At 69.2% G+C, this 24,446-nt stretch carries 24 protein-coding genes; 7 read left to right on the top strand and 17 right to left on the bottom strand.

Annotated features, from left to right (window positions below; translation table 11 throughout):
* Positions 1-440 precede the first annotated feature (440 nt).
* Together OO69_RS22355 and def are read left to right on the top strand one after the other, a co-directional pair.
* A complete protein-coding gene (locus tag OO69_RS22355; RefSeq protein WP_033282501.1) occupies positions 441-1,256 on the top strand; it encodes a C40 family peptidase in 816 nt (271 codons plus the stop codon).
* A 188-nt stretch (positions 1,257-1,444) separates the two neighbouring features.
* Positions 1,445-2,071 (top strand): peptide deformylase, encoded by a 627-nt coding sequence (def, locus tag OO69_RS22350; protein WP_033282500.1) that lies wholly within the window; start codon positions 1,445-1,447, stop codon positions 2,069-2,071.
* A 12-nt stretch (positions 2,072-2,083) separates the two neighbouring features.
* Here def and OO69_RS22345 read toward each other — a convergent pair whose 3' ends face one another.
* Positions 2,084-3,367, bottom strand: coding sequence for a geranylgeranyl reductase family protein (locus OO69_RS22345; RefSeq protein ID WP_033282499.1), 1,284 nt, complete (start codon positions 3,365-3,367; stop codon positions 2,084-2,086).
* A gap of 97 nt (positions 3,368-3,464) precedes the next feature.
* On the opposite strand from OO69_RS22345, the gene OO69_RS22340 reads away from it, so the two are divergent.
* Positions 3,465-3,971 (top strand): GNAT family N-acetyltransferase, encoded by a 507-nt coding sequence (locus OO69_RS22340; RefSeq protein WP_033282498.1) that lies wholly within the window; start codon positions 3,465-3,467, stop codon positions 3,969-3,971.
* Positions 3,972-4,091: 120 nt separating this feature from the next.
* Positions 4,092-4,406 carry a PASTA domain-containing protein gene (locus tag OO69_RS22335; RefSeq protein WP_078652529.1) on the top strand — a complete coding sequence of 105 codons (315 nt, stop codon included), beginning with the start codon at positions 4,092-4,094 and terminating at the stop codon, positions 4,404-4,406.
* Here OO69_RS22335 and OO69_RS22330 read toward each other — a convergent pair.
* From OO69_RS22330 to OO69_RS22315, 4 genes are all read right to left on the bottom strand, one after another.
* A complete protein-coding gene (locus OO69_RS22330) occupies positions 4,399-5,109 on the bottom strand; it encodes a demethylmenaquinone methyltransferase (RefSeq protein ID WP_033282497.1) in 711 nt (236 codons plus the stop codon). The genes OO69_RS22335 and OO69_RS22330 overlap by 8 nt on opposite strands.
* A gap of 92 nt (positions 5,110-5,201) precedes the next feature.
* Positions 5,202-6,536: an acyltransferase family protein gene (locus OO69_RS22325; protein WP_033282496.1), complete on the bottom strand. Its 1,335-nt coding sequence runs from the start codon at positions 6,534-6,536 to the stop codon at positions 5,202-5,204.
* The gene (locus OO69_RS50280; RefSeq protein ID WP_033282495.1) at positions 6,536-8,962 is read right to left on the bottom strand and encodes a bifunctional polysaccharide deacetylase/glycosyltransferase family 2 protein; all 2,427 of its coding nucleotides are present in this window, start codon (positions 8,960-8,962) and stop codon (positions 6,536-6,538) included. The genes OO69_RS22325 and OO69_RS50280 overlap by 1 nt, the downstream gene beginning before the upstream one ends.
* 19 nt (positions 8,963-8,981) lie before the next feature.
* The gene (locus tag OO69_RS22315) at positions 8,982-9,290 is read right to left on the bottom strand and encodes a hypothetical protein (protein WP_033282494.1); all 309 of its coding nucleotides are present in this window, start codon (positions 9,288-9,290) and stop codon (positions 8,982-8,984) included.
* A gap of 402 nt (positions 9,291-9,692) precedes the next feature.
* Here OO69_RS22315 and OO69_RS22310 point away from each other — a divergent pair, with 402 nt between their 5' ends.
* Positions 9,693-10,742 carry a chitinase gene (locus OO69_RS22310; protein ID WP_033282493.1) on the top strand — a complete coding sequence of 350 codons (1,050 nt, stop codon included), beginning with the start codon at positions 9,693-9,695 and terminating at the stop codon, positions 10,740-10,742.
* Between the two features lie 64 nt (positions 10,743-10,806).
* On the opposite strand, the gene OO69_RS22305 is transcribed toward OO69_RS22310, so the two are convergent.
* The 5 genes from OO69_RS22305 to OO69_RS22285 form a co-directional block, all read right to left on the bottom strand.
* Positions 10,807-11,220, bottom strand: coding sequence for an imidazolonepropionase-like domain-containing protein (locus tag OO69_RS22305; RefSeq protein WP_033282492.1), 414 nt, complete (start codon positions 11,218-11,220; stop codon positions 10,807-10,809).
* Between the two features lie 7 nt (positions 11,221-11,227).
* The gene (gene mqnC, locus OO69_RS22300) at positions 11,228-12,427 is read right to left on the bottom strand and encodes a cyclic dehypoxanthinyl futalosine synthase (RefSeq protein WP_033282491.1); all 1,200 of its coding nucleotides are present in this window, start codon (positions 12,425-12,427) and stop codon (positions 11,228-11,230) included.
* An 89-nt stretch (positions 12,428-12,516) separates the two neighbouring features.
* Positions 12,517-13,092, bottom strand: coding sequence for a hypothetical protein (locus OO69_RS22295; protein ID WP_033282490.1), 576 nt, complete (start codon positions 13,090-13,092; stop codon positions 12,517-12,519).
* A gap of 16 nt (positions 13,093-13,108) precedes the next feature.
* Complete coding sequence (locus OO69_RS22290) at positions 13,109-14,785, bottom strand: serine/threonine-protein kinase (protein WP_033282588.1); 1,677 nt, start codon at positions 14,783-14,785, stop codon at positions 13,109-13,111.
* Between the two features lie 102 nt (positions 14,786-14,887).
* A complete protein-coding gene (locus tag OO69_RS22285) occupies positions 14,888-15,736 on the bottom strand; it encodes a menaquinone biosynthetic enzyme MqnA/MqnD family protein (RefSeq protein ID WP_033282489.1) in 849 nt (282 codons plus the stop codon).
* Between the two features lie 288 nt (positions 15,737-16,024).
* Between OO69_RS22285 and OO69_RS22280 the strand changes: the two genes are divergently transcribed.
* Positions 16,025-16,228, top strand: coding sequence for a cold-shock protein (locus tag OO69_RS22280; RefSeq protein WP_003992177.1), 204 nt, complete (start codon positions 16,025-16,027; stop codon positions 16,226-16,228).
* Between the two features lie 253 nt (positions 16,229-16,481).
* On the top strand, positions 16,482-17,141 hold the full coding sequence (locus OO69_RS22275) for a class I SAM-dependent methyltransferase (RefSeq protein ID WP_033282488.1): 660 nt from the start codon (positions 16,482-16,484) through the stop codon (positions 17,139-17,141).
* On the opposite strand, the gene OO69_RS22270 is transcribed toward OO69_RS22275, so the two are convergent.
* The 7 genes from OO69_RS22270 to OO69_RS22240 form a co-directional block, all read right to left on the bottom strand.
* Positions 17,091-17,615 carry a hypothetical protein gene (locus OO69_RS22270; RefSeq protein WP_051801153.1) on the bottom strand — a complete coding sequence of 175 codons (525 nt, stop codon included), beginning with the start codon at positions 17,613-17,615 and terminating at the stop codon, positions 17,091-17,093. The genes OO69_RS22275 and OO69_RS22270 overlap by 51 nt on opposite strands.
* Entirely contained in the window at positions 17,612-18,160 is a 549-nt protein-coding gene (locus tag OO69_RS22265; RefSeq protein ID WP_033282487.1) for a hypothetical protein, read from the bottom strand. Before OO69_RS22265 ends, OO69_RS22270 begins: the two co-directional genes overlap by 4 nt.
* Positions 18,138-19,412, bottom strand: a complete 1,275-nt coding sequence (locus OO69_RS22260; RefSeq protein ID WP_033282486.1) for a WXG100 family type VII secretion target — start codon at positions 19,410-19,412, stop codon at positions 18,138-18,140. Before OO69_RS22260 ends, OO69_RS22265 begins: the two co-directional genes overlap by 23 nt.
* Positions 19,413-19,418: 6 nt before the next feature.
* Positions 19,419-19,721 carry a DUF6317 family protein gene (locus OO69_RS22255; RefSeq protein WP_033282485.1) on the bottom strand — a complete coding sequence of 101 codons (303 nt, stop codon included), beginning with the start codon at positions 19,719-19,721 and terminating at the stop codon, positions 19,419-19,421.
* On the bottom strand, positions 19,721-20,209 hold the full coding sequence (locus tag OO69_RS53055) for an SAV_915 family protein (RefSeq protein ID WP_234444502.1): 489 nt from the start codon (positions 20,207-20,209) through the stop codon (positions 19,721-19,723). Before OO69_RS53055 ends, OO69_RS22255 begins: the two co-directional genes overlap by 1 nt.
* Positions 20,210-20,424: 215 nt before the next feature.
* Positions 20,425-22,200: a 3-oxosteroid 1-dehydrogenase gene (gene kstD / locus OO69_RS22245; protein ID WP_051801152.1), complete on the bottom strand. Its 1,776-nt coding sequence runs from the start codon at positions 22,198-22,200 to the stop codon at positions 20,425-20,427.
* Between the two features lie 96 nt (positions 22,201-22,296).
* Complete coding sequence (locus tag OO69_RS22240) at positions 22,297-24,210, bottom strand: AMP-dependent synthetase/ligase (protein ID WP_033282483.1); 1,914 nt, start codon at positions 24,208-24,210, stop codon at positions 22,297-22,299.
* Positions 24,211-24,446 lie beyond the last annotated feature (236 nt).

Here is a 24,446-nt window from a genome sequence, read left to right as displayed (position 1 = left end):
GGCGGCGTCTCAATATCAAGAGGCTTCCCTTGCATGCAAATTGGAGTTGGACGGGGCCGCTTGATAGTGGAGGCCCGTTCACACATCAGAGGGACGCGCGCGGCACGGTGTGGACGCGTGCACACGTTCACGAAGTCACCCGCCCGCGGTACCCACGCAGGACGCACGCATTCCGGTAACCGTTCCGTGACCTCCGCCACACTCATGAGAGGCGCATGAGAACGGGGCTTGGCCACCTGTCCCAACAGGTGGTAGGTGGCGGGCAATTCGGACGTACCGACGAAAGACCGTGATCACACACCTGATCACCCAGGTCCGCAATGTCCGTTACGGCGTCAATAAGGAACGACACACCCGGGGTTGATGGGGCCCATTGAACAATTGTGGCGCAGCACACGTTTCTTGAAGGTATGGAGGAGCCCCTGATACCGGTTGGTCTCATGTCCCACACCGCTCACATACGCAGCCACCGGAAACCCCGCCGCAGCGCGACGACGAACATCGCCGTGCGGGCCGGAGTTGCCGGTGGCGTTCTCAGCATGGCGGCGGCGGGTGCAGCCACGGCCAACGCCGCCGAGACCACACAGACCATGCAACTGCCCACCCTGACGGCCGATCTGGCCACGCAGGTCGCGCAGTCCGCCGAGGCCACGCAGCAGGCCGCAGCCAACTACCAGCTGCAGGCCGAGCGTGACACGGCCGCCGCAAACGCCGCGAAGCAGGCGAAGGCGGACCTCGCGGACGCCAAGAAGAAGGCGGAGGCCAAGAAGAAGGCCCAGGAAGCCGCTCGTAAGGCCGCTGCGGCGCAGGCGGCCTCGCGCAGCTCCGAGCGGACCACCCTGTCCGCTTCGACGTCCACAAGCGCCTCCACGAGCACCAGCACCAGCTCGTCGACGGCGACCGGTTCGGCCGCGACCATCGTGGCCTTCGTGAAGGCCCAGATCGGCAAGTCCTACGTCCTGGGCGCCACCGGCCCCAGCGCGTACGACTGCTCCGGACTCGTCGGAGCCGCCTTCAAGCAGGTCGGCATCAGCCTGCCGCGCGTCTCCCAGGACCAGTCGACCGCGGGAACTCAGGTGTCCCTGAGCAACCTTCAGGCCGGCGACATCCTGTACTGGGGCAGCGCGGGCAGTGCCTACCACGTGGCGGTGTACGTGGGCGACGGCATGTTCGTCGGCGCGCAGAACCCCTCCACCGGCATCGTGGAGCGGCCGCTGTCGTACGACATGCCGACCGGCGCGGTGCGGGTGCTCTGACACCCGCGCACGACGCCGTGAGCATGGGGCCGCTGCCGCTCGGGGGCAGCGGTCCCCTCGGCGTGTCCTCCGGTCGCCCCGGACCCACGGGGCGTTCCCACTACCGGAGTTCGTCGCTTCCCTGAAAAACTCTCTCCTCACGTTCGGCTAACCAGTACGCCGGACGCCAAACCGGAGGAGAGCAATCCATGCCACGTGTCTTCGTCCAGGGCAGCCCCGTCGACTCCTATCCCCGCCCCGCACCCGAGGCCCGCCGCGGTTCCGTGCGGCGCGTCACCGAGGTCGGCGAAGAGGTCCTGCACCGCCCGTCCCGGGACGTCACCGAGTTCGGGCCCGACCTCGCCGCGCTCATCGACGACATGTTCCTCACCATGTACGTCGCCGACGGAGCCGGCCTCGCGGCCAATCAAGTGGGCGTCGATCTGCGCCTGTTCGTGTACGACTGCCTCGACGACGACGGTGTCCGGCATGTCGGACACGTCGTCAATCCGGTCCTCGACCCGCTCGACCCGGCCGGGCGCCGGCTGCTCGACGAGGGCGAGGGCTGCCTGTCGGTGCCGGGCGCCATGATGGACGTACCGCGTCCGGACCGGGCCGTGGTGCGCGGGCTCGACAAGGACGGCAACGCGCTTGTGATCGAAGGCACGGGGTACTTCGCGCGCTGCCTCGCCCACGAGACCGACCACGTCAACGGTCAGGTCTACCTGGACCGGCTCTCCAAGCGGGACCGCAAGGAGGCGCTGCGGCAGGTGGCGGACCGGCGTGACGAGGTGTTCGCCCGCCGGGCCGCCAAGACGGCCGCGCTCAGCGGCTGATCGCCGCCACGGTCACGCCTTCGGCGCCACCTTGCTCAGCCCGTTGATGATGCGGTCCATCGCGTCGCCGCCCGTGGGGTCGGTGAGGTTGGCCAGCATCTTCAGGGTGAACTTCATCAGCAGGGGGTGCGTCAGGCCGCGCTGGGCCGCGATCTTCATGACCTTCGGGTTGCCGATGAGCTTCACGAAGGCGCGGCCCAGCGTGTAGTAGCCGCCGTAGGTGTCCTTGAGGACCCGCGGGTAGCGCTGCAGGGCGAGTTCGCGGCTCGCCGGGGTCGGGCGGGCGTGGGCCTGGACGATGACGTCGGCGGCGATCTGGCCGGACTCCATGGCGTAGGCGATGCCCTCGCCGTTGAAGGGGTTCACCAGGCCGCCGGCGTCGCCGACCAGCAACAACCCCTTCGTGTAATGGGGTTGACGGTTGAAGGCCATCGGGAGGGCGGCGCCGCGGATCGGGCCGGTCATGTTTTCGGGGGTGTACCCCCAGTCCTCGGGCATGGACGCGCACCAGGCCTTCAGCACCTCGCGCCAGTCCAACTCCTTGAAGGAGTCGGAGGTGTTGAGGACGCCGAGGCCGACGTTCGAGGTGCCGTCGCCCATGCCGAAGATCCAGCCGTAGCCGGGCAGGAGGCGGTCCTCGGCGCCGCGGCGGTCCCACAGTTCCAGCCAGGACTCCAGGTAGTCGTCCTCGTGGCGCGGGCTCTCAAAATACGTCCGCACCGCGACGCCCATCGGGCGGTCCTCGCGGCGGTGCAGGCCCATCGCGAGGGAGAGGCGGGTGGAGTTGCCGTCGGCGGCGACCACCAGGGGCGCGTGGAAGGTGACTTCGCGTTTCTCCTCGCCGAGCTTGGCGTTGACGCCGGTGATCCGGCCGGTGCGCTCGTCGATGATCGGGGCGCCGACGTTGCAGCGCTCGTAGAGACGGGCGCCCGCCTTCTGGGCGTTGTGGGCGAGCTGTTCGTCGAAGTCGTCGCGCTTGCGGACGAGGCCGTAGTCCGGGAAGGAGGCGAGTTCCGGCCAGTCCAGCTGGAGGCGGACGCCGCCGCCGATGATGCGCAGGCCCTTGTTGCGCAGCCAGCCGGCCTCCTCGGAGATGTCGATGCCCATGGCCACGAGCTGCTTGGTGGCGCGCGGGGTGAGTCCGTCGCCGCACACCTTCTCGCGCGGGAACTCGGTCTTCTCCAGCAGGAGTACGTCGAGTCCGGACTTGGCGAGGTGGTAGGCGGTGGCGGAGCCGGCTGGCCCCGCGCCGACGACGATCACATCGGCGGTGTTTTCGGAGAGGGGCTCGGTCACGGCGGGATCTCCCCAAGTTCGAAATCTGCGTGCCGACCGGCACTGGACATGGGCAGTCTATTCAGCGCCACTGATCACCAGGCTGAAGGGCTGCCCCGTGAACCGAGCTCTCCCCGCAGTACGGCTGCGTGTCCCGACCGACGAGGACGCCGTGGCCTGGCACCGGGCCTTCGCGCACCCGGACGTCATGGAGTTCCACGGCGGGAAGGCCGCGGAGCTGTCCGTCTACGAGGAGCTCACCGCCCGCCAGCGCCGGCACGACGCGGAGCGCGGTTTCTGCCTGTGGACGATGCTCGACGCCGAGGACCGGGTCATCGGTTTCACCGGCGCCCAGCCCTGGCCGCAGGACTGGGGACCGAAGGGTGAGATCGAGATCGGGTGGCGGCTGGGGCGGGAGTTCTGGGGCCAGGGGTATGCGACGGCTGCCGCGGAGGCGACCCTGGAGCGGGTGCGGGCGGCCGGGGTGCCGAGCGTGGTGGCGATGGTCCTGGCCCGCAACACCCGGTCCATCGCGGTGACCCAGCGGCTCGGCATGCACCTCGCCGAGGTCTTCACCACGCCCTCGCGCGAGGAGACGGGCCACTGCTACCGGCTCGAACTGTAACTCAGAGTAACTATCCGCTACAGAACGACACTTGACGCTTCCGGTCGGGACCGGACCGGGGTTACCCTTCCGGTACCGCTGGGGGTGACATCTGTGCGTATAACGCCCAAAACACCTGAAGTGCGCGTGCCACGGCTCGTCGGCCTGATGGCCGTGGACGCGCGCGAGACGGCCCAGTCGCGCGGGCTGTTCATCAACTCGCCGGACCGGCCCGACTTCCATCTCGCCGTCGTCGACTACGTCGTACGGCAGTACCCGCAGCCCGACGCCGAGGTGCCGCGGGACTCCGTGGTCTACGTCTGGTTCGACTTCGGCGAGGGGGACGGCGGGGGCGGCATGCGCGAGCCGCGCATCCCCCGGCCGCCGACCGGCGGAATGCAGCGCGAGCTGGACGAGCCGCCGGGCGACGCGTTCTTCGAGACGGTGATCAGGTAGCGGAGCCCACGCCGTCCTTGAAGCCCCGGTGCAGGGCCACGATCCCCCCGCTGAGGTTGCGATACGCGACCTTCGACCAGCCGGCCTTACGGAGTCGCTCGGCCAGTGCGGGCTGGTCGGGCCAGGCGCGGATGGACTCGGCGAGATAGACGTACGCGTCCGGGTTCGAGGAGACCGCGCGGGCGACCGGCGGCAGCGCGCGCATCAGGTACTCGGTGTAGACCGTGCGGAAGGGCGCCCAGGTCGGGTGCGAGAACTCGCAGATCACCACCCGGCCGCCGGGCTTGGTCACCCGGTACAGCTCGCGCAGCGCGGTGTCCGTGTCCTGCACGTTGCGCAGCCCGAAGGAGATGGTCACGGCGTCGAACGTGTCGTCCTTGAACGGCAGCCTGGTCGCGTCGCCGGCCGTGAGCGGCAGCCAGGGGTGGCGCTTCTTGCCGACCTGGAGCATGCCGAGGGAGAAGTCGCAGGGCACGACATAGGCGCCGCTGCGGGCGAAGGGGAGGGACGAGGTCGCCGTACCGGCCGCGAGGTCCAGGATCTTCTGCGCGGGGCGGGCGTCGACCGCCTTGGTGACCTCCTTGCGCCATCGGCGGTCCTGGCCGAGCGACAGCACGTCGTTGGTCAGGTCGTACCGTTCCGCCACGTCGTCGAACATCGAGGCGACTTCGTGCGGCTGCTTGTCCAGGGATGCGCGGGTCACGGGCCCATTGTGGCAGTACGGGCCGGGCATCCCGAAGGCGCCCGGCCCGTACGACCCCCTTTGAAAAGAAGCTCACGCCGTGAAGGGGAATCTCACGACGGCAGCAGTCTGGGTTTCTTCTTCGCCGCCACGTCCTCCACCCAGCCGCAGAGCACGATGAACACGGCGATCAGGATCCAGCCGATGCCGAACATGAACCACTGGCTCCCCAGCGGCAGCCACTTCTCGAAGGCGGGCACCTTCCAGAACTGGTCGGTCAGCGGCACCGCGAGCACCAGCGCGATCTCGTGCCAGAGATAGATGGTCACGGCCCGCGCGTTGAAGATCGTGACGATCCGGTCGAGCCGCTTGAACCGGGTCAGCCAGGCGAAGTCGATGTTGAAGTAGGCCTTGGCCCACATCAGCAGCATGACGTAACCGGCCGACCAGTACGTCTGGGCGAGCGGGCTCTCGTCCAGGTCGTAGGTGCCGCCGGCCTCGGCCTGGTGCGTGAAGGCGTACCAGCCGCCGAAGGCGATCGCGGCGACCGAGAGCGTCACCACCAGGAAGGGCTTCAGCTTCTGGAGCACCCCGTCGCGGTGGGCGAAGCCGAGGATCCAGCAGAAGAGGTACGTCGACAGGTCCCAGAGCGCGTTGCCGAAGCGGTTGTCCGGCCCCGCCCACACGAACTTCAGGATCACGATCGGCACAAGTGTCAGCAGCAGCACGGGAATCGGCGCCTTGCGGAAGATCCACAGCAGCACCGGCGACAGCATCACGAACCACAGATACGTCCGCAGGTACCAGAGGATCTCCCAGGCCTGCGTGCCCCACGCGTTGCCCGGCGGATCACCGACGGGCACGATCCAGAAGACGATCTGCCAGCCCGGCATCCAGTCGTGGATCATCATCGCCACGAGCACGAAGAAGCCCCAGAACCAGAACGGCGGCAGCAGCCTCCGCATCCGGCTCTTGACCACCTTGAACGCGGGCCGCTCCAGCGACTTCGCCATCAGCGTCCCGGCCAGCCCGAACATGATCCCCATCGAGGGGAACACCATCCCGCACCAGGCCCACCCGAAGGTGTGGTAGGTCACGACCCGGACCAGCGCGACGGCCCGCAGTGTGTCGAAGTACCGGTCCCGGCCCGCCTTTTGGGGCGCGGGCGCGGGCGCGGACTCCTCTACGACCTCCTCGGCGACCGGCTCCGGCTCCGGCACGAGCTCCGGCTCCGGTTCTACGACCGGGAGGGGCGCCGTCGCGTACGGCGGCTGCCCGTGATCGGCGTACTGCTGCTGCTCGTACGGCTGTTGGACGTACTGCTGGGGCTGGCCGTACTGCTGCGGATGGCCGAACCCCTGGTAGCCGTACGGCTGTTGGGGCTGCTGGGGCTGTTGCGGTTGCCCGTAGCCACCCCCGTACCCGTGCTGTTGCTGCTCCCAGCTCATCAGCTCGCCCCCGCAGGTGTGCCGACCTCGCCGGTGCGCTTGAGTTTCTGCCAGCGCAGCCGGCCGCCGGTCAGGGCGGTGATGCTGGAGTGGATGAGGACCAGGTACATCATCTGGCGGTAGGCCAGTTGCTGGAGCGGCATCATCAGCAGATAGCGGTACTTCTCCCGGTCCAGCCTGAACGCGTAGGCCGCGCACAGGAGTTGGATGCCGAGGACCGCGAACCACATCGCGAGGGACGCCCAGAAGTCGACGAAGATCATCGAGTAGACGGTGAAGACGTCGATCAGCGGGGCGAAGACCGGCGTGATGATCTGGAAGATCACCACCAGAGGCATGCCGACCCGGCCGAAGCGGCCCGAAGGACCCTTGTCCGTAAGGGACTTGCGGTGCTTCCACAGCGCCTGCATGGTGCCGTAGGACCAGCGGTAGCGCTGCGACCAGAGCTGCTTGAGGGAGGCCGGGGCCTCGGTCCAGGCCTTGGCGTGCTCCTGGTAGACGACCCGCCAGCCCTCGCGGTGCATGGCGATGGTGATGTCCGTGTCCTCGGCGAGGGTGTCCTCGCTCATGCCGCCGACCTGGAGCACCGCCTCGCGGCGGAACGCGCCGATCGCGCCCGGGATGGTGGGCATGCAGCGCAGCAGGTCGTACATGCGGCGGTCGAGGTTGAAGCCCATCACGTACTCGATGTGCTGCCAGGCGCCGATGATCGTGTTGCGGTTGCCGACCTTGGCGTTGCCCGCGACCGCGCCGACCTCGGGGTCGGCGAAGGGCTGCACCAGGTGTCGTACGGTGTCGGGCTCGAAGACGGTGTCGCCGTCCATCATCACGACGATGTCGTAACTCGCGCTGCGCACACCGTTGTTGAGGGCGGCGGGCTTGCCCGCGTTCTCCTGGCGGATGACCCGGACGTTCGTCATGCCGAAGGAGCGGGCCGCCTCGCGGGCGATCTCGGAGGTACCGTCCGAGGAGCCGTCGTCGACGACGATGACCTCGATCGGGTGGGTGCTCTTCGCCAGCGACTCGAGGGTGTTGGCGATGCACTCCTTCTCGTTGTACGCCGGGACGATGACGGTCACCGGGCGGGTGACGGTCGGGCCCCAGCTGAACCTGCGTTTGTTGCGCTGTCTGTAATGGCGCCGGGCGAGGATCAGCATCATCCCGAAGCGGCTCATCACGGCGATGCCGACGACCGTGAGGCCCGCCGCGAGTCCCGGCACCACCCACTCCGCGACGGTGACGGCGTAGATGAGCGCCTTGCCCTCGTAGAGGGTCATGCCGGTGGCCTCGCGGTGGGCGCCCTGGAGGACCGAGATCCCGTTCCTGGAGCCGTTTCCGGAGCCGTTGCCGTTGGCTCCCCCGGCAGCTCCGGCTGCCGCGCCCGCGCCGCCGACGGCCGAGTCGACCGGGGACTGGCCGTTGCCATTGCCCGGTGCGGCGGAGGACGCCGCCGTCGGCGCCCCGGACGGCTGGGCGCCGGCCTCGACGTTGCCGGTGCTCGCCCCGGCGGCCGCGCCCGTGCTCGTGACGGGCCGGTTGGCGGCGTTGTTCTTGGCGATGGCGCCGCTCACCGTGGTGAACGTGTAGCCCTTCGCCTTCATCTTCTCGATGTACGTGGGCAGCGCCTTCATGGTCTGCGAGCGCACACCACCGGCGTCGTGGAACAGCACCGAGGAACCCGAAGTCCCGGACGGCGTCGCCCACTTGATGATCTTCGCGACGCCGGGCTGCTTCCAGTCGTCGCTGTCGGTGTCGACGAAGACGCTGGTGTAGCCGGAGGCGCCGAGCTTCTTGTAGACGGGGTAGCTGTAGTTGTCGATCGCGTCCGTCTCCGAGGAGTACGGCGCGCGGAAGAGCGTGGTGGTGATCCCGGCCGCGCCCGCGAGCGCGAGCTGGGTCTGCTCCATCTCCCGCTTGATGCGGGCGTCGCTCTGGTAGGAGAGGTCGACGTGGGTGAACGTGTGGATGCCCACCTCTTCGCCCTGCTCGACCATCTGCTTCACGATGCTCGGGTAGCGCGAGACCATCGAGCCCACCAGGAAGAACGTGCCCGGCACGTCGTACTTCTTGAGGATCTTCAGGACCGTCGGCGTGTAGGTGGGGTTCGGGCCGTCGTCGAAGGTGAGGACGATGGTCTTCTTCGGGATGGTCTGGGTGACCGGCTTGCCGTTCCGGAAGGTCAGGATCGGGCCGCCGTTGAGCACCTTGTCGGGGACCTTGCTGGCGCTCGCGCCGTCCCGGACGCGTTCGTCGCCGCCGACTTCCGCGCGCAGGTAGCCGTCGAGCAGCATCACGCAGGTGAGGCCGAGGAGAAGCAGCAGGGCGAGAATCACCCGGGGTCGCTGGAGCGCGGCGGCCTTGCCGGCCGCGCGTTCCATCCGGGTGGGGGCGCGTCGGCGCCCGCGCGAGGGAGTCGTCGTAGTCATGGCTGCGGGGGCGCTCCGGTCAGTGTGCGGTGGCTGAGGACGACGGGGCCGCACCCGTGGGGGCGCCCGAGGGGATGTCGGTCGGGGCGCCGGTCGGAACACCGGAGGGCGCTACGCCGCCTCTGCCGCCGGCGGGGGCGTTGCCGCCACCCGGAGCGGAACCGGCCTGGCCGCCGCCGAAGGGCAGCAGCGAGGAGGGGTTGAGCGAGATGCCCCAGCCCATGAACGCCATGCCGAGTACGAACGCGTACCCGAGGCAGACGGTGCCCATGAGGAGGCCGATCCGGCGCAGCACCTTTGACCGGCGGCCGGAGTTGTCAACGAACACGGGACCTTCAGCGGACCCGTTGCCGGCTTTGCGGCGGCGACCCCGCGCAGAGGCGCGGTTATCGATGGCGGACTCGGATTGCATTCCCCAGACATTAGGCCGCCTTTATGTGACCAAAACTCTGATTCTCTTGTGAGCCCGCCCAGAAAAAAGGCGGAACCTGTGTCTTCCCTTAGAGAACCCAGGAAAAGCCTTATGAGCGGCCGGTGTCAGTAGTGTCCCCAATTTTCCGCTTCGCCGCCCGGCTTGACCGTTTCGCGTGCCGATACCCGTGAGTACCCTATGTTCTTTCTGACTTCGCGAGACACAGCCCCGTGTGCTTCATTTAGCCTTCGGAAACCGACTCTGTTTCCATCCTGAGACAGAAATCACCGTCCCGAGACGGAAAGGGTGCATGCTCATATGAGGAGTTTCCTGAAACCGGCGGCCGGGCTCACCTGCTTGTTTGCCCTCGCGGTCACCGGATGCTCCTCGAGCTCCGACGACTCGTCGGACTCGTCCCCAGGAGGGACACAGAGCGCTACGTCCACACCGTCGTCGACGCCTTCGTCGTCCGCCTCGTCGGGCTCGTCGTCGGCCACGGCCTACGCGCCGTACGTCAGCGCCACGACGGCCTCGGACATGGACGGTTCGGGGTCCCCCTCGACGTACAACCTGTCCTTCGTCATCGCCAAGGGCAGCACCTGCACGCCGGAGTGGAACGGTACGACCGCGATCGACAACTCGGCCGTGAAGTCCAGGATCTCGGCGCTGAAGGAGTCCGGGGGCACGGTCCGGGTGTCCTTCGGCGGGGCGTCCGGCAAGGAGTTGGCGGAGACCTGTACGAGCGCGTCGGCGCTCGCGAAGGTCTACGGCGAGGCGCTGGACGCGGCGGGCTCCACCCAGGCCGACTTCGACATCGAGGGTGACGCGCTCACCGACTCGACGTCGGTCGCCCTGCGTTCCAAGGCGATAGCACTGCTCCAGAAGGAACGCAGCGACCTGAAGGTCTCGTTCACGCTGCCCGTGATGCCGAGCGGTCTCGACTCCGACAGCCTGGCGCTGCTGGAGTCCGCCAACGACAACGCGGTGGCCGTCTCCACGGTCAACATCATGACGATGAATTACGGCGAGTCGTACACCGCGGACATGGGCGACTACGCGATCACGTCTGCTACGGCCACGCACACGCAGCTGAAGAAGGTGTTCGGGTTGTCGGACGCGGGGGCCTGGCAGGGGATGGCGCTCACGTCGATGGTCGGGGTGAACGATGTGTCCGGGGAGACGTTCTCGCTGTCGGATGCGGCGCAGGTGCGGACGTTTGCCGAGTCGAAGGAGATCGCGTGGGTGTCGATGTGGTCGACGTTTCGGGATCAGCAGTGTGAGAGCGGGAGTTCGGATGATGACGCGGCTACGGACTGCAGTGGGGTGAGTCAGTCTGCGGGGGCGTTCGGGGAAGCGTTTGCCGGGTGACGGTACGTTGTTGGCTGACGGTGCGTCGTGGCTGGTCGCGCAGTTCCCCGCGCCCCTACGTAACTCAGCGGCGTCTGTGGACTAGCCGCCCTGCGCACACCGTTGCGATGCATGTGCCGACCTCGTCGAATACGGCTAGGTCGGCACGGGCCTGGTCGACGAGGGCTGGGGGACGTGGGCCGGGGAGGATCATCACGCCGTTCCGGTCCGCCGCCGCCCGGAGTTCGGGTGAGTCGACGTGTTCCGCCAGGACAGCCGTCGCGCCTGACTTCAGTACGGCGTGGATCCGCTCCCGTGGGCTCGGGGCGTCCGGGAGGGGGCCCTCGTGGATGCGGGCCGGGACCAGGGTGCCCGGCCAACTCCGCACCCGGGCGCCGGGAAAGCGGTCCTGGATCTCCGCCAGGGGCCCCACACCCACAACCCGGGCGCCCTCGACCGCGACGGCTCCGCCCTCGTCCGCCGTGTGAATCGTCAGCACAGGACGCCTAGTTGGCGGACAGGAGCTTCAACTCCGGGTGGGCCGTGCCGCCTTCGATGGCTGTCGACGAGATGTGGGACATCACGCGCTCGTCGACGGGGTCGTTGGCCGGGTCGTCGTGGACGACGATGTGCTCGTAGGTCGTGGTCCGCTGGGCGGGGACGCGGCCCGCCTTGCGGATGAGGTCGATGATCTCCATGCGGTTGGAGCGGTGCTTGGCTCCGGCCGAGGAGACGACGTTCTCCTCCAGCATGATCGAGCCGAGGTCGTCCGCGCCGTAGTGCAGGGAGAGTTGGCCGACCTCCTTGCCCGTGGTGAGCCAACTGCCCTGGATGTGGGCGACGTTGTCCATGAAGAGGCGCGCGATGGCGATCATGCGCAGGTACTCGAAGAGCGTGGCCTGCGTGCGGCCCTTCAGGTGGTTGTTCTCGGGCTGGTAGGTGTACGGGATGAACGCGCGGAAGCCGCCCGTGCGGTCCTGTACGTCGCGGATCATCCGCAGGTGCTCGATGCGCTCGGCGTTGGTCTCGCCGGTGCCCATGAGCATCGTCGACGTGGACTCGACACCCAGGTTGTGCGCCGCCTCCATGATCTCCAGCCAGCGCTCGCCGGATTCCTTGAGCGGGGCGATCGCCTTGCGGGGGCGGGCGGGGAGCAGTTCGGCACCGGCGCCCGCGAAGGAGTCGAGCCCGGCCGCGTGGATGCGGGTGATGGCCTCCTCGACCGACACCCCGCTGATCCGGGCCATGTGCTCGACCTCGGACGCGCCGAGGGAGTGGATGACCAGCTGGGGGTACGCGCCCTTGATCGCGGCGAAGTGCTTCTCGTAGTACTCGACGCCGAAGTCCGGGTGGTGGCCGCCCTGGAACATGATCTGCGTGCCGCCGAGTTCGACGGTCTCCGCGCACCGGCGCAGGATGTCGTCCAGGTCACGCGTCCAGCCCTTGGCGGTGTCCTTGGGGGCGGCGTAGAACGCGCAGAACTTGCACGCCGTGACGCACACGTTCGTGTAGTTGATGTTCCGCTCGATGATGTACGTCGCGATGTGCTCCGTACCCGCGTACCGCCGCTTGCGTACGGCGTCGGCGGCGGCGCCGAGCGCGTGCAGCGGGGCGTCGCGGTAGAGGTCGAGCGCCTCTTCGGGGGTGATGCGCCCGCCCTCGGCGGCACGGTCGAGGACGGACTGAAGCTCGGCCTTCTCGGTCACCGGGAGGTCCCTTTCGTCAAGGGTTGCGGACGGGCAGACGGTACTGACGGACCTTGTCAGCCTACGCCAGCGGTTTTCGCACCCCGACCTCAGGCCGTGAACGCGCCGACCAGCAGCCCGAGGAAAGCACCGGCGAGCAGAAACGGCCCAAAGGGGACATCGGCCCTCCCCCTACGGGCAAGGACACCCCCGTACAACGCCCTCAGCAGGAACCCCGCGAACGCGCCCACCATCACCGTCGGCCACCCGTACCACCCGAGTACGACACCGGCCGCCACCCCGAGCTTCACCTCACCGAGCCCCAGGCCACCGCCCCCTGGGTCGATCCGGGTCAGCCCGTAGTACCCGGCGCCGAGCGCGAGTCCGCCCAGCAGAGCCGTCGTCCAGTGCCCGGCGTGCTCGGGCACGAACGCGACGACCCCGAGAAGAGCAAGGGCAGCACCCGCAAGGGAAAGCCCGGCCCTGGGCGCCGCCACCGCGACGGGCGCGAGCAGCAGCCACACCGCCAGCTCGGGCCGCGTACCAGTGGCGGCGGCGAGGGCGACACACACCAGCACGACGAGGAGAGCGGTACCGACACCGCGCCGGCCGACCCGCGCGACCACCGCCCCGGCGCCCGCGCCCCACACCCCCGCGAGGGCGATCAGCAGCTGGTCGTAGTCCACCGGCCGACCCCGACGTCTACTTGACCTTGGACAGCCGCGCGGTCGGGGAGCCCTCGGCCGAACTGTCCGAGGCGTACTTGAGGTCGTCGCCGGTGGGGGTGAGGGTGACGGTGTGGGCGTCCTGGTTGCACACGCTGCGGTTCGACTGCGCACCGGCAGCCGAGGCGACCAGCTGCGTCTTCGTCACCTTCTTCAGGGTCAGTATGTCGTCGCAGACGCCGCCGAGCTGGTCGGTCTGGCGGAGGATCCCCAACTTCTGCCCCACGCCCACCTTGGCGATCGTGATCCGGAAGGTCCCGTCGGCGAGCGTGCCGCCGAGCGCGGTGCCCTCGCCCTGCCAGGTGCCGAGGTAGGAGTCGGGGATGGACTGGAGTGAGGAGCCGTCGCCGGTGCTCGGCGCGCTGGTCGCCGTAGCGGAGGAGGTCGGGATCGCGCCCGCCGACGAGTCGTTGCCCTTGTCGTCCGGCTGCAGCCAGTACAACCACACCGGCACCAGCGTCACCACCGCCAGCGCCGCGGCGACGGAGAGCACCACCGCACAACTGACCCTGCGCCCACGCCCGTTGGTCCCCGGAGCCGCAGTGGCCGCGACGGAGACGGAGACCTTCCCGGGGTGACGACCGGAGGCCGGGGGGACGGTGTCGTAGGGGAGCGCGTCACGCGGTTCGGGTACGAACCCGGCAGGCCCCGCAGGTGACTTGGGCATCTCCGGCGCCGGTCCGAACACCCCGCCCCCCGCCCCCACGGAGGGACTGCTGAACCCGACCGGCCCCGAGGGCACCCCTTCCGCGACCCCCGCCACCTCAAGGTTCAACAGCTGTACGGCACTTCGGCTGACCTGCTCGACCAACGCCCCCGGCAGCCACCCCCCGGCCACCAGCCGAGCGGCCCCGTCCGGAGCGAGCCACCGCGCCACCTCACCCGGAGTCGGCCGCGAGGCGGGATCCTTCGCCAGACAGGCACTCACCAACTCCCGCAAGTCCCCGTCCATCGCGCCCAGTTGGGGCTCCTCGTGGACGACCTTGTAGAGGAGCGCGGCGGAGGAGTCACCGGGGAAGGGGGACTCACCGGTGGCCGCGTACGCGAGCACGGCCCCCAGAGAGAAGACGTCGGACGCCCCGATCGCGCCCTTCCCGAGGATCTGCTCGGGAGCCATGTAGCCCGGCGACCCGACGGAGACGCCGGTGGAGGTGAGGGAGGCGGTGCCGTCCGTGGCCCGGGCGATCCCGAAGTCGATCAACAGCGGCCCGTCGAGAGTGAGAAGCACGTTGGACGGCTTCACGTCCCGGTGCACGAGCCCCAACTCATGTACCGCCGTGAGCGCTTCGGCCAGCCCCGCGCCGAGCGCCCGTACGGTGGCCGTGGGCAGTGGCCCGCCGTCCGCGACGGCGGCGGAGAGGGAGGGCCCGGCGGCGTAGGCGGTGGCGACCCACGGCACGGCGGCCTCGGGGTCCGCGTCCAGGACGGGGGCCGTCCAGGCGCCGCCCACCCGGCGTGCGGCGTCGACCTCGCGGCGGAAGCGGGCGCGGAACTCCTCGTCGAGCGCGAAGTGCGGGTGCACGATCTTGACCGCGACCGTACGGCCGCCCGCACTGCGCCCGAGATAGACCCGGCCCATCCCACCGGAGCCGAGCCGGCCGAGCAGCCGGTAGGGCCCCACGACCGTGGGTTCGTCGTCTCCGAGCGGCTGCATGCCGTCCACCCCTCCCCCGTACGACTTCCAGCAGGGTAGTGCGCCACACCCCACCGGTGATGACGGCTGGAGCAGATCGCCTTCTGTCTTCTTCTACGGCTATTACGGCTGGAGCAGATCCACGTTCACGTCGGCCGGGAAACCGGTCGTGGGACCGACGCGGCGGGCGAACTCGGCGACCGCGGCCAACTGGGGTGCGCCGAAGCGGAAGTCGAGGGTCGTGAAGTACCGCTCCAGGACGGTCTCGTCGAAGTCCTCCCAGCGGGCGGCCTGTTCGGCGACCTTGCCGACCTCTTCGAGGGAGAGGTTGCGGGATTCGAGGAAGGCCTCGTGGACCTTGCGGGTGATGACCGGTTCGCGCTCCAGGTAGTCGCGGCGGGCGGCCCACACGGCGAAGACGAACGGCAGCCCGGTCCACTCCTTCCAGAGCGAGCCGAGGTCGTGCACCTCCAGGCCGAAGCGGGGCCCGTCGAGCAGGTTGGCGCGCAGGGCGGCGTCGCCGATGAGGACGGCGGCGTCGGCCTCCTGCATCATCAGGCTCAGGTCGGGCGGGCAGGTGTAGTAGTCGGGTTGGACGCCATAGCGCTCGGCGAGGAGGAGCTGCGCGAGGCGTACGGAGGTCCGCGAGGTCGAGCCGAGGGCGACCCGGCGGCCGTCCAGCTGGTCCAGCGGGACCTGCGAGACGATCACGCAGGACATCACCGGGCCGTCGCAGCCGACGGCGATGTCGGGGAAGGCGACCAGGTCGTCCGCGTTGCGGAGGAACTCGACGAGCGTGATGGGCCCGATGTCGAGGTCGCCCTGCACCAGCTGCTCGCTGAGCTTCTCGGGGGTGTCCTTGGTCAGCTCGAAGTCGAGGAGCGTGCCTGTTCTCGCGAGCCCCCAGTACAGGGGCAGGCAGTTCAGGAACTGGATGTGGCCGACGCGCGGCCGGGTGCGAGAATTGTCCACAACGTGAGGCTAGACCTCATGCGGTACGCTCCATACTTCGGCCCCACAGTCAAGCCTTTGGCGATCTTCAAACGTCCGGGTGATGTGATCTTGGCCTCTATTGCTTTCGGCTGCCTGCGTGCTAGGCTCGCCGCAAGTTGCAGTTTGGTTTCCCTTGCAGTACAGAGCCTGCGGAGCATGTAACCGCGGGCTCTAGTCGTTTTCAGACGTATGCAGTAGTGCGGGACTTTGTTTTCACACTTAGCAGGGTTCTGGAGCAGGGCAACCCTTTGGGCCCAAGGAGGGCTTATGGCTACCGGAACCGTGAAGTGGTTCAACGCCGAAAAGGGCTTTGGCTTCATCGCCCAAGAAGGCGGAGGCCCCGACGTCTTCGTTCACTACTCCGCGATCAACGCGAGCGGCTTCCGTTCGCTGGAGGAGAACCAGCAGGTCTCCTTCGACGTGACCCAGGGCCCGAAGGGCCCGCAGGCGGAGAACGTCACCCCCGTCTGAGTCACCTGATCGCAGTCCTTCGGTCTCGGAGCCTGGTGCTTTGATCCGGAACAGATAGCAGTACCCAAGGAGCCCCGCGCCGCAAGGCAGCGGGGCTCCTGCCTTTGCCTCCGGCGGTTGGGCGGGGGGCGTGGGGTGGGGTGCGCGTGGTCTTCGGGTGCGGGTCCGGTGGGGGCTGGTCGCACAGTTCCTCCCGCCCCTAAAAGCAAAAGACGAGGCCGGGTGTCAGTGGGGGTCGGTAAGGTCCCCGGCCATGACATCCGCTGAGGCAGGCTTCGTGAGCAGTACCCGGCGCTTCTACGACGCGATCGCCGAGGACTACGCCGAGATGTTCGCCGGGGAGCGCGCCGAGCCGCGGGACGGGGCGGTGTTGGCCGGATTCGCCGAGCTGGTGGGCGGGGGCGGGCAGGTGGCCGACCTGGGCTGTGGTCCGGGCCGGACGACCGCGTATCTCGCCTCCCTCGGGCTGGATGTCTTCGGGCTCGACCTGTCCGAGTCGATGCTCGCGATCGCGCGCCGCGAGAACCCGGGGCTGCGCTTTAGGCAGGGGTCGATGCTGGAACTGGACATCCCGGACGGGACGTTGGCTGCGGCCGTCTCCTGGTACTCGTCCATCCACACGCCGGTGGACCGACTCCCGTTCCTTTTCGCGGAGTTCCATCGCGTACTGGCACCGGGCGGCTATCTGCTGCTCGCCTTTCAGGCCGGCGACCAGCCCCTCACCCTCGACCGGCCCTTCGGACACCCGGTGACGCTGGACTTCGAGCGTCGGCGGCCGGAGGCGATGGCCGAGTTGCTGGAGGCGGCGGGGTTCAGGCTGCGGTCACGGACCGTGCGGGAGGCGGAGGAGGAACTCGGGGAGTCAGCGGCGCAGGCGTTTCTGATCGCTCGAAAGCTGGTGGGCACGCTCTAGGGCCAAGCGGGCGCCGATCTCGCTCGGGTACTCGCGGACCGTGAACACGGCGGCCACCCAGCCGACGCAGCCCGCCGCCAGCGCCGGGGCGACCGGTGCCGCGACCAGCCAGAGGGCGCGGCCCGCGACGGCCAGCCCGGTGGAGCGGCGGGTCTCGTCCCGTTTGGCCTCGCGGATCTGGTCCGGCGAGGGCGGGTCGAGCAGCTTCCTGTGATGGTCCCGGCGCTGCACCCGCCACCCCCACACCAGGGCCACGAAGGACAGGACCACCTGCGCCCAGTCCCACACGGTGCGCACGGTCGGCGGCAGGCTGGTGCGGAAGCCGCCGTAGAGGACGAGCGCGATGTAGCAGAAGAAGGCCATCAGCACGAACCACAGGAGCGCACCGGAGGCACGCCGTAGCCAGTAGCGTGCGCCGCGCTCGTACCAGGTGGTGCCCAGCCCGGGCAGCTTCGGGATGTCGGAGGGGGTCATGTTCCGGACGGGTGCTCCTGCATCCAGCGGCGGGCGCCGACCTCGCTCGGGTATTCGCGGACGGTGGTCCAGGCGGTGAGCCAGCCGACGAGGTACGCGGCGAAGGCCGGCATGACGGGTGCCGCCAGGGCGATGAGCACCCGCCCTCCCGCGACCCCGAACCCGGCCGACCTGCCGGCCTGCCTGTTGTGGTCACGCTTGGCGATCCAGGTCTGCTTCGGGCTGGGCGGGTCCAGGAGGGCCTGCCGATGACTCCGACGCTGCTTGATCCAGCCCCAGACGAGGGCCGCGCAGCACAGGACGACCTGCGCCCAGTCGTACGCGGTACGGGCATTGGACGGCAGCAGGTCGCGGACCCCCTCGAAGAGGCCGCCCACGAAGAGGCCGTACAAGGCCATGAAGACGATCAGGAAGACCGTCGTACGAGCACGGCACAGCCAGTAGAGCGTGCCCCGCTCGTACCAGGTTCTGCCGAGTTTCGGCAGCTTCGGGATCTCCACGGGGGCCCCGGCGGCGGCGACCTCAGAAGATGCTCGTGACGCCATGCCACACGTCCTTTATCAGTCGTTTCCCGTCGTCCACCGTCTCCGTGGCGACATCACCGGCGCCATGCAGTACACCGCCGACAACGCCGTGGTCGTGGATGTCCTCGCTCCAGTGCTCGTGGAAGGCGTGGTCGAGGACGCTGGTCGCGGCGATGGTCGCACCGACGCCGACCAGCGCCACCCCCACCGCACCCTCGACCGGAAGCGCAACCACTGCCAACGCCCCCGCAGCCACACCCCCGACGGCGACACCCACATCCACCGTCACCGAGTGCTGCCACGACCACCCCTTGTCATGGTCGTCCTTCGCCTCCACCAACCCGCACGCGGCAGCCGCGGCGACATCGATGACCGGCACCTCCTTGAGGAACTCGGGGAGTGCCTCAAGCCCCTTGCCCAACCTCAACGCGTCGGCCGCGTCGGCGAGTTTGACGTTCAGGAGCCGGTCGTAGGGGAGCTTGCTGCTGCCGACGTCCGCGCGGGCGATGGCTTCCTCCAGCGAGTCGACCTGCATGACCGCGTCACGGTAGGCGCCCTTGGCGGGCAGGTCCTTGGGGAGGGAGCGGCCAGCCTTCTGGTACGCCTTGCGCTCCGCGCGGAGTTCCTTCTTCGCCGTCTGCTCCGCGGCCTTCGCGTCGTCGAGTTCGGTGCGCGCCTTCTTGCCGCCGGCCCGCGCGTCCTCCGCGTCGTAGGCGTACAGACCACGCAGCGCGTCCGCGATGGTGATCTTGTCGCCGGTCGACACCGGCGCGGTGACCTGGGCGTACAGCCCGCGCAGCTTGTCCGCCGCGATCAGCCGGGCGTGCTGGGCCGTGTGCATGACCTGCTTGCGGACCGTGTCGTACTCGGTCATCGCGGAGATCGTCTTCTGGTCCGCCGCATCGGGCGGGTTCGCCGTGACCAGGGGCAGCGGCACGCCCTTGTCCCCCATGGACACGCCCTTGCCGGTGGCGACATGCTCCGCGTTCTGCAGCGCCGTCTCGCACGTGGACAGCGCGTCGGCCAGAGTGCCGAGGATGTCCCCCACGTCACTCACCATGCCGGCGAACGCCCCCGCCGTCAGCGCGTCCTCGCTCCACTTCGCGCGGAACTCCTCCGCCGCGTCGCCCTTCCACCCGGCGTCGTCGACGAGCGACTCGACGGCGTTGGTCACCGGCCGTACGACGTCGTCGAGTTGGCCCTTGGCGTTCTTGTACGTGGTGGCCATCGTGTGCAGTCCACCGATGTCACCGCCGACCCAGCTGTCACCCATCGGCCCTCAGTCCTCCCCCACCATCAGGTCCTCGAACACCCCGTGCACGTCGACGTCGTGCCGGTGGAAGGAGTCCCGCGCGTACGCCACCTTGTCGCCGTGATCGTCCAGCCGGTCGGCGAAGCCGATGTGCAGGCCGAGGATGAGGTGGGCGACCTCCTTGATGGCGTCGTCGAGCCCCGCGTCCCCGCCGCTCACCACGGGCGGGGCGACCTGGGGGTGCAGCTTCCGGTAGTCCGTCGCCTGGTCGTGGAAGGTCGTGGCCATCGACGTGAGGTCGCCCAGCACCGCCTTGAAGTCGGCAGACATCAGCGCACCTCCCGTGCGTAGGCGGCCAGGTCGGCCGGACGCCAATTGGCCTGCCCCGGAACGACGTTGGGGTCGAGAACGACGGTCCCGCCCCGCTCGCCCATCGCCTCGGCCAGCGGCCCGATCGACGTCCCGACCCACGGCTGGGCCTCCCCCAACGCGGCCACGAGCTTCTCCACCGTGCTGAACGCGTAGGCCGCGGTGCGGTGCGCCGGATGCTCGAACAACTCGTAGACGACGAACGGCACCCGCACCGCCCGGCCGTCGTCGTCCACCGCGTCGACATACCGGGGATGCGCGGGCACGAAGACAGGCGTCTCGTACGACGGGACACCCGGCCGGGGTCCGGGCCGTCCGTCGGCTGCCGGACCGGGCCGGGGCGCCGCCTCGGCATAGTCGAGCAGACTCGACCGACGCACCTCGGGCACCCCCGCCGCCGCGGGCCCCCGCGTGTAGTCAAGAAGGCGTGAACGGTTCGGCTCCCCCACCGCCGTCTCCTCTTCCCCGTAGGTCTTCGTGGTCCCTGTGGACGCGTTCGCGCCATCACAGTAGCCACGGGACCAACGCCCAAATCCGGCTATGTCAGCCCTGCGAGCCCGTTGCATGCGCAATGCATACGGCCGCTTGGTCCCGACCTGGCCATCCCTTGACCGGGTGATGACCAGGCCGAACCGGCAGCCCTACGACCGCTACGACCCGCTGTCTACAACGCCCCCGCCAGATCCAGCGCCGCCACATACCCGAACGTCATCGCCGGACCGATCGTCGAGCCCGCGCCCGCGTAGCTGTGCCCCATCACCGCCGCGCTCGCGTTCCCGGCCGCGTACAGACCGGGGATCACCGAACCGTCCGCCCGCAGCACCCGCGCCCGCGCGTCCGTCCGCATGCCGCCCTTCGTGCCGAGGTCGCCGGGGACGATGCGGAAGGCGTAGTACGGGGCCAGCCACAGGGGAGCCAGGCAGGAGTTGGGGAGGACGGACGGGTCCGTGTAGTAGTGGTCGTAGGCGCTGTCACCGCGTCCGAAGTCCGGGTCCTTGCCGTTCGCCGCAAGGGAGTTGAAGCGGGTGACCGTGGTCCGGAGGGCGGCCGCGGGCACGCCGATCGACGTCGCCAGCGCGTCCAGCGTCCACGCCTTGTACGCCGCGCCGGAGCTGTACCAGTCGTCGGGGAACGTGAACGTCGGCAGCACGTCCCGGAACAGGTACCGGTTGCGGTAGTTCTGGTCGACGATCAGCCAGGCCGGGATGTCGGGGGCGGCCGGGTCGCGGTCGTACATGGTGTGGACGACGTCGCTGTACGGCGCGGCCTCGTTGACGAAGCGGGAACCGGCCTGGTTGACCAACAGGCCGCCGGGGAGGGTGCGTTCGGCGAGGCAGAAGTACGGGTCGCCGGGGAACGGGATGGCCGGTCCCCACCAGGCGTCGTCCATCAACGCCAGGGCGGCGCCCGCGCGTTGGCCCGCCTGGATGCCGTCGCCGGTGTTCTCCTTCGCGCCCACCGTCCAGTCCGTGCCGATGGGCTGGCGCTGGTACTGGGCGCGCATCGCCGCGTTGTGCTCGAAGCCGCCGGAGCCGACCACGACTCCACGCCGGGCGCGTACAAGACCGGTGGCTCCGGCCCTCGTGACGACCGCGCCGGTGACGGCACCGCCCTCCAAGTACAGTTCGGTGAGCGGGGTGTTGAGCCACACCGGCACCTGCGCGGACTGCAGCCCCGCGCGCAGACCGGCGGCGAGGGACTGGCCCATCGTGAGCGGCTTCTGGCCGAGCAGGGCCGCCTTCGTCCCCCGGGCCAGGCACTCGGTCGCGACGGCCGCGCCCTTGACGCTCACCGCGGCCAGGTCGAGCCATTTGTAGTCGGCGCTGAAGACGACCATGCCCGAAGGGACCGCCAGGTAGGGCGGGTTGAGGTGAGCGAGTTCGGTGCCGAGGATGTTGCCGTCGAGCTGATCGGGTTCTATGGAACGGCCGTTGGGGAGGCCGCCCGGCAACTCCGGGTAGTAGTCGCTGTATCCCTCCATCCAGCGGAAGCGCAGCGGGCTGTTCGCCATCACGAAGGAGATCATCGCGGGGCCGTGGGCGAGGAAGGACTGCTGGCGGTCGGCGGGGACGTCGGCGCCGACGACCGCGGAGAGGTAAGTGGCTGCTTTGGCGGGGGTGTCGGGGACTCCGGCCGCCAGGATCACCGGGTTGTTGGGGATCCAGATCCCCGCCCCCGAACGCGCCGCCGATCCCCCGAACGTCGGCGCCTTCTCCACCACCACACAGCTCAGGCCCTGCCGCGCGGCGGTCAACGCGGCGGTCATCCCGGCCGCCCCCGCGCCGATCACCACGACGTCGTAGGTGCCGAGGAGGGGAAGATCGGCGGCGCGGGCGGAGTGCTGCACCCCGGCGACGACACCGAGCGCCGCAACCGCACCACCGGCCAACACACGTCTTCTACCGGGGAGTTGTACCTGTCCGTCCGCGCTCGTGGTCATGGCCGCTCCAGCCCGACGGGGAATGGGCTGGGAATGTCGCGCGGGGGTCTTGGGAAGTCAATGACCAGGTCCGCACCAAATCACCCTGAACGGGGGTTAGTTCGCGTACAGCGCCTCGATGTCCTTCGCGAACTCCTGCATGACGAACTCCCGGCGCAGCTTCATCGACGGTGTCAGATGGCCCGCCGCCTCCGTGAAGTCCACGGGCAGGATGCTGAAGCGGCGGATGGACTCGGGGCGGGAGACCAGCTTGTTGGCGTCGTCGACGGCGCGTTGCAGGACGCCGATCAACTCCTCGTCGTTGACCAGGAGTTCGGCGGGGACCGGGTGTTTGCCGTTCATCTGGCGCCAGTGGGTGATGCCTTCGAGGTCGAGGGTGATGAGGGCGGCGACGTAGGGGCGGCGGTCGCCGACGACCATGCACTGGGCCACCAGCGGGTGGGAGCGGAGCCAGTTCTCCAGGGGGGCCGGGGCCACGTTCTTGCCGCCCGCGGTGATCAGGATCTCCTTCTTGCGGCCGGTGATGGTGAGGTAGCCCTCGTCGTCGAGGCGGCCGATGTCGCCGGTCGCGAACCAGCCGTCCTGAGACGCGGGGATCACCCCGTCGCCGTGCGGATCCCAGTAACCCCGGAAGACCTGGCCGCCGGCGAGCAGGATCTCGCCGTCCGACGCGATGCGTACCTTCGTCCCCGGCATGGGCCAACCCACCGTCCCCAGCCGGGGTTTGAGCGGCGGGGTGCAGGTGGCCGCCGCCGTCGTCTCGGTCAGGCCGTAACCCTCGAAGATCTCGATGCCCGCGCCGGCGTAGAACGCGGCGAGGCGGCGGCCCAGCGGGGAGCCGCCGCAGATGACGTAACGGAGCTTGCCGCCAAGGGCGTTGCGGATCTTCCGGTAGACGAGCGGGTCGTAGAAGGCGCGGGCGGTCTTCAACGGGCGGCTCGGGCCAGGTCCCTTGCCGGACTGGCGGGCCTCCAGCGCCTCGCCGTAGCGGCGGGCGACGCTGGTCGCGCGGTCGAAGACCTTGCCGCGGCCGCCCTTCTCCGCCTTCGCCCGGGCGTTGTTGAAGACCTTCTCCAGCATGTACGGGATGGCCAGCAGGAAGGTCGGCTGGAAACTCGCCAAGTCGGCGAGGAGGTCCTCGGACTTGAGGCTCGCGGCGTGGCCGAGGCGGACGCGGGCGCGGATGCAGGCGACCGCGACCATGCGGCCGAAGACGTGGGAGTAGGGGAGGAAGAGGAGCGTGGAGGGTTCCTCGTCCGCCTTGTTCTTGAAGACGCCGTAGAGGAGTTCGATCGCGTTGTCGATCTCCGCGAGGAAGTTGCCGTGGGTGATCGCGCAGCCCTTGGGGCGACCCGTAGTACCCGAGGTGTAGATGACGGTGGCGAGCGTGTCGGGCAGCAACACCCCACGCCGTACGGAGACTTCCTGGTCCGGGACGGTCCGGCCGAGCTCGGCCAGCCGGTCCAGGTGGCCCTTCTCGAAGACCCACATGTGCCGCAGATCGGGCAGCCGCGGTGTCTCCGGACCCAGCGCCGCCGCCTGCGCGACCGTCTCGGCGGCCATCGCCACCGCGCCCGAGTCCTGGAGGATCCACCGGATCTGGAAGAGGGAGGAGGTCGGGTACACCGGCACGGTCACCAGACCGGCCGCCCACGCGGCGAAGTCGAGGAGCGTCCACTCGTACGACGTCCGCGCCATGACCGCGATCCGGTCACCCGGCGCGAGCCCCTCCGCGATCATCCCCTTGGCGACGGCCTGCACCTGCTCGGCGAACTCCGTCGCCGTCACATCACGCCAACTGCCGTCCTCGTCCTGCCTGCTGAGGACCACGTGCTCCGGCGCCGCCGCCGCGTTCTCGAACGGCAGGTCGGCGAGCGAGCCGTGGGTCGCCGGCGGCACCAACGGCGGTACGGACACCTCCCGCACCACGCCGTCCAGCCGCCGGATCTCGGGCTCGACGAGCACGGGCGCGCCGTCGTAGTCGTAGCCGGACGGATAGACGAGGGACATGGCAGCTCCTGTGGCGTGCAGCTTGTACCGCTCTGCTGCATTAGGTACGCATGGTGCGTACCGAGGCGTTCATCCCGGCCCGCGGCCGGGGTGTTACCTCGGGTTAGGTCGAAGATCGTACGGGGCCCTCGTGGGGGCTTCGTGCGGGTTCGGGGGTGGTACGGAGCCGGGCCTGTGCAACCTCGGCGGGTTCAGGGCGCTTTGTCAGCCGTGCGTCAGCCCTGCGTCACCTCTGC

The sequence above is a fragment of the Streptomyces sp. NRRL F-525 genome, assembly GCF_000716605.1.
Taxonomy (GTDB): Bacteria; Actinomycetota; Actinomycetes; order Streptomycetales; family Streptomycetaceae; genus Streptomyces.
Note: the sequence above shows the minus strand (reverse complement) of the source record. Positions and strands in the feature narration are given on the sequence as shown.

Bases quoted from the DNA above. Each gene is read 5' to 3' on its own strand.
- OO69_RS22255 (WP_033282485.1), bottom strand. From the start codon at position 19,721: ATGTCTGCCGACTTCAAGGCGGTGCTGGGCGACCTCACGTCGATGGCC.
- OO69_RS22270 (WP_051801153.1), bottom strand. From the start codon at position 17,615: ATGACCCCCTCCGACATCCCGAAGCTGCCCGGGCTGGGCACCACCTGG.
- OO69_RS22260 (WP_033282486.1), bottom strand. From the start codon at position 19,412: ATGGGTGACAGCTGGGTCGGCGGTGACATCGGTGGACTGCACACGATG.
- OO69_RS50280 (WP_033282495.1), bottom strand. From the start codon at position 8,962: ATGACTACGACGACTCCCTCGCGCGGGCGCCGACGCGCCCCCACCCGG.
- OO69_RS22240 (WP_033282483.1), bottom strand. From the start codon at position 24,210: ATGTCCCTCGTCTATCCGTCCGGCTACGACTACGACGGCGCGCCCGTG.
- OO69_RS22275 (WP_033282488.1), top strand. From the start codon at position 16,482: ATGACATCCGCTGAGGCAGGCTTCGTGAGCAGTACCCGGCGCTTCTAC.
- OO69_RS22265 (WP_033282487.1), bottom strand. From the start codon at position 18,160: ATGGCGTCACGAGCATCTTCTGAGGTCGCCGCCGCCGGGGCCCCCGTG.
- OO69_RS22325 (WP_033282496.1), bottom strand. From the start codon at position 6,536: ATGAGCTGGGAGCAGCAACAGCACGGGTACGGGGGTGGCTACGGGCAA.
- OO69_RS22310 (WP_033282493.1), top strand. From the start codon at position 9,693: ATGAGGAGTTTCCTGAAACCGGCGGCCGGGCTCACCTGCTTGTTTGCC.
- OO69_RS22280 (WP_003992177.1), top strand. From the start codon at position 16,025: ATGGCTACCGGAACCGTGAAGTGGTTCAACGCCGAAAAGGGCTTTGGC.
- kstD (WP_051801152.1), bottom strand. From the start codon at position 22,200: ATGACCACGAGCGCGGACGGACAGGTACAACTCCCCGGTAGAAGACGT.
- OO69_RS22290 (WP_033282588.1), bottom strand. From the start codon at position 14,785: ATGCAGCCGCTCGGAGACGACGAACCCACGGTCGTGGGGCCCTACCGG.
- def (WP_033282500.1), top strand. From the start codon at position 1,445: ATGCCACGTGTCTTCGTCCAGGGCAGCCCCGTCGACTCCTATCCCCGC.
- OO69_RS22355 (WP_033282501.1), top strand. From the start codon at position 441: ATGTCCCACACCGCTCACATACGCAGCCACCGGAAACCCCGCCGCAGC.